Source organism: Kluyvera intermedia (assembly GCF_021440345.1).
GTDB classification, from domain to species: domain Bacteria; phylum Pseudomonadota; class Gammaproteobacteria; order Enterobacterales; family Enterobacteriaceae; genus Kluyvera; species Kluyvera intermedia_A.
This window is the reverse complement of record NZ_JAKCNS010000162.1, coordinates 1-3770: the sequence shown is the minus strand read 5'-3', so window position 1 is coordinate 3770 and position 3770 is coordinate 1. Positions and strand designations below refer to the sequence as shown.

Sequence of the window (3770 nt, the reverse complement as noted above, 5' to 3'; positions counted from 1 at the left end):
ACTTGATTTATAATCAATGTGAGTTTTAATCAAATCCCTAATATCAGATAAATTCTTCTCTGTAATACTTAGTCCATTAAGTTTACCTTCACCACGTAGATACTTTGGTAGCTTGCTACCTTCGTGAACATGACGAATGATATCAGATAAAAACGTCTGTCTTGCCGTATCAATAATAGCGTTAGTAGTTCCACGTAACATATAGTTACCCGGTGAGTAATGAGCCATAGTATCAGCAGCACCACGTAACCGTGCAGCTACTTCCATAGCTAATGGTGAAGCGGTATTACTTTGATCATCCATCATCACTTGATAGCGATCACGCCAACGTGGACGAAATACCTGTTTATCAACATGGACACCATAAAGAAGACTATGTAGTTCTTTAATGGTTTCACGTCCTTCTTTCGTGTTATATGCAAAGGCATCACGTAGAATAGGAATGTTATCAAGTAGAGAACGCCAAGTTCCTTGAACTGCCATATTACCCACTTCAGTTAATGACATTACACCAAAGTAGGTATTACGTGCTGAATATGCTGTGCTGTTGAGAGCACCAACCAAGTTATCAAAAATACCTTCTGGATTATCATAACGAGCTTTACCCGCAATGATTTTATACGCTTCCATTACAATATCTGCGTCTTTCTTTTTACCTTCAGCTAAAAGACGTGCATGATTTTCATTTACTGATTTCAGTAAACCTTCCTCAGTGAATCCAACCGCATGAATACCCAAACCATGACGAACTGAACTGTTATAAGAAGGAATGATTGTATGTAAATCAAAATCCCGGATATCGTTAATACTGAAGTTAGAACCATCTGGTAGAGTTACTACTTGATCTGTTCCAAGTGGAAGACGTGATTTGAGGAAATCATTTGCACTACGTGTAGCTACTGTATCACCACCCATACCAGCATGAAGCGACATTAGAGAACCAATGTTATTATCACCACCATTCACAATACCGTATGAAGTTCTTTCTACTTTGTCATCTACTGCTTTAAGAATGTTCTTTTCCTGAACCTTATAAGCATTCATTGCTTCAGTGAATTCTTCAGAAGTATTAAATGTTTGGCGTTCTGGTTTACCCATACGTTTAAAACCAGACTCGAAAGACTCATTAATAACTTGGCGTTCTAACTCCAAACGCATAGAAGGATTATTAAAGTAAGCTTTCATAAAGCCTTCCTTAACAATTTTAGTTGTTGCACTATCTACATCTTCAATTCCAGAAAGTTCTAAACGTTCCTTCAATTCCATAATTTTAGATTTATTATAGAAACGTGGAACATAGTTACCACTGTGGAAAGTCTTTTCATCAAGCATGTTAATAGCATTGACGTTTCCAAACCTTGCAGTATCAAGCATCATTTCTTCTTTAGCTATAAAGTTAGCTCGAATCTGTTCAGCAAGATTACGTTCATCATGAGTTAGTTCTTGTAGCTTCTTATTACTACCATCTTCGATTGCCTCTGTTACTCTACGATTCAAAGTATCTTCAGCTTGCATTTTAGGCATACCAGCATAACGAACATCTTTAAGTGCTTTTGATTCTAATTCACCATACTTATTAGACCATGCACCATCAATAGCTTTTAGACGGTCGATAATATCAGCCGCTACAGTAGTAGCTAAACCACGATTACCTTCAGTATTCATAGTAGGACGGAATAAATTAGCACCAAGACCACGAACAAACTTATCATCTGAAGCATGTGTTGCGTTGCCAATCTCTGTGAAAACACCCAAGTTTGCATAGACTGGTTTTGCTACTTTATCTGCACCTGCATCAACAATATTAGCTTCACGATCCATATGAATAGTATCTAACTCTGGTGTAGGGTTAGTCTCATAATTAATATTCTGTGCTTGTCCATCTTTAACGTTACTTTGAATTAAATCGTCTGGACTGGTTTTATCAGCTAATGAAGGATTTGCATCAATATCAGACTGTGGGAAAGTTTCTGCTTTAGTTGCATTAGCATCAATTAGTGAATCACCTTCACGACGTGCACCACTGCCAATGTTTTCAAGGGCATCAATACCTGCATAGCCCGGTTCATTGTTGCGTGGAACGTTAATACCATCAGCTTCAGTGATCTGTCCTACCGGAGAAGATGCACCAGTTGGAACAGGAGTAGCAGCGTTTGTTTCACTACCAATACCATTACTTGGCATAGCTTCGGCTTTTGGTGGAATTTCACCACGTAGCACAGCACGTGCAGCCGCAATTGATTTAGGGTTAAGTAAGTTACCACCACCAATTACTGTACCATCTGCCATTACTACAGCGTCTGGATCGTGTGGATGGTTCCAGAACGCAACACCATCTTCAGATACAAAATCAGGCTTCTTGTTAGGATCAAGGTGAACCACATCTAAACGTTCACCACCAAGAGTAACGGCTGATTCACGAGCTTCCATGCGTTGAGAGATAGCTGAAGCACCATCAGAGAAAGCATCGGCTACACGTTGAGCTGGAACTGATACAAGGTTTTTAGTCTTCTGGCCTATAGCTGAAGAACCGAACGCCGAAATACCACGCCCTGCAAGGTGGAAAGTCCCACCGAGAGCAGCACCAAATACTACAGCATTTGTGTAATTAGCCTGTTCGCCTGCAAACCGTTCATGTAGATATGCACTTGGAACTGTATACGCGATACCTTCAATACTGCGTGTTAGTAGTGCGTTGCCTACCTTCATTCCTTTGACAGCTATACCTGCACCAACATATGTAGTTGGATCAAGGAGAACATCAGCCAGGAATCCTACTGTCTTTCCTGAAGTGCTATCTGATGATTCATACTTCTTATGGACGGTCTGTAGTCGAACTGCTTCATCTGCTAATTGCTTGAAGTTGTCTTTAGTAGTAGCACCACTGAGAATTGAATACTGTTCAGGATCTACCCCCACTGAACGAGCATATTTAAAATCATCATCATCTGGGATGTAATCAGATACACCACGGATTCTATCTGTCATAACTGAATAGCCAGTAGAAATATCAGGTGCATGTTTGAATGAACTGTAGATACCTGCCGCTACTGTTTTCTGAACACCTAATGAAACTGTCTCACCAAAACCAATATTAGAATTATTTTGTTCTGCTTCATAAACACTCTGTTCATAACTTGGATTTACATCAGGTGTTTCAATTGGTGCCCCCCCCGTTAAACCAAACTGTGTCATGCGTGGATAGTTAGCAGAGTCTGATTTGATTTGATTCTTGTCATCACCCAAAAACACACCATCTTCATAACCAGTTTGGGGAGTTTGTAAACCTGTCGGTAGTTCTTCATATCCCGTTCTCATATAAGAACCAGAATTAATCTTACCGGACAAAAGGTAATCAGTCCTGACACTATTAGAACCATTATCCCAATCACGGAAGTTCTGAATATATTTCTGTCCTTCTTTACTAATTAGGGCATAATCATTTTTATCATATGCTTCAAGTTGCGGTTTACCTAATGTACCTTCCCCCTGATTGTAAGCCAGTGCAGTTTTTACATAATCCTGATTGTTCGTTTTTAGTAGATCACTAATATGTGCCGCCGCTGCATTGATTGATTTTACTGGGTTGAAAAAATCTTCATCCTTAACCAACCCATATTTAGCACCAGTCTGTTTAGTAAACTGAGCTATACCACGTGGGCCTGTAGGACTTTCTGCATTTGGATTGAAACTACTTTCTGTCGCTAATAGCTTAGTTAAGAAAGCAGGATCAATGTTATACTTGGCAGCAGCTTCGTTAATTGTATCCA

Annotated in this window: 1 protein-coding gene; it reads right to left on the bottom strand. The window is 39.6% G+C overall.

From position 1 onward, the window contains the following. On the bottom strand, positions 1-3770 hold a 3770-nt coding region (locus LZ634_RS22490; RefSeq protein ID WP_234508944.1), incomplete at both ends, for a transglycosylase SLT domain-containing protein.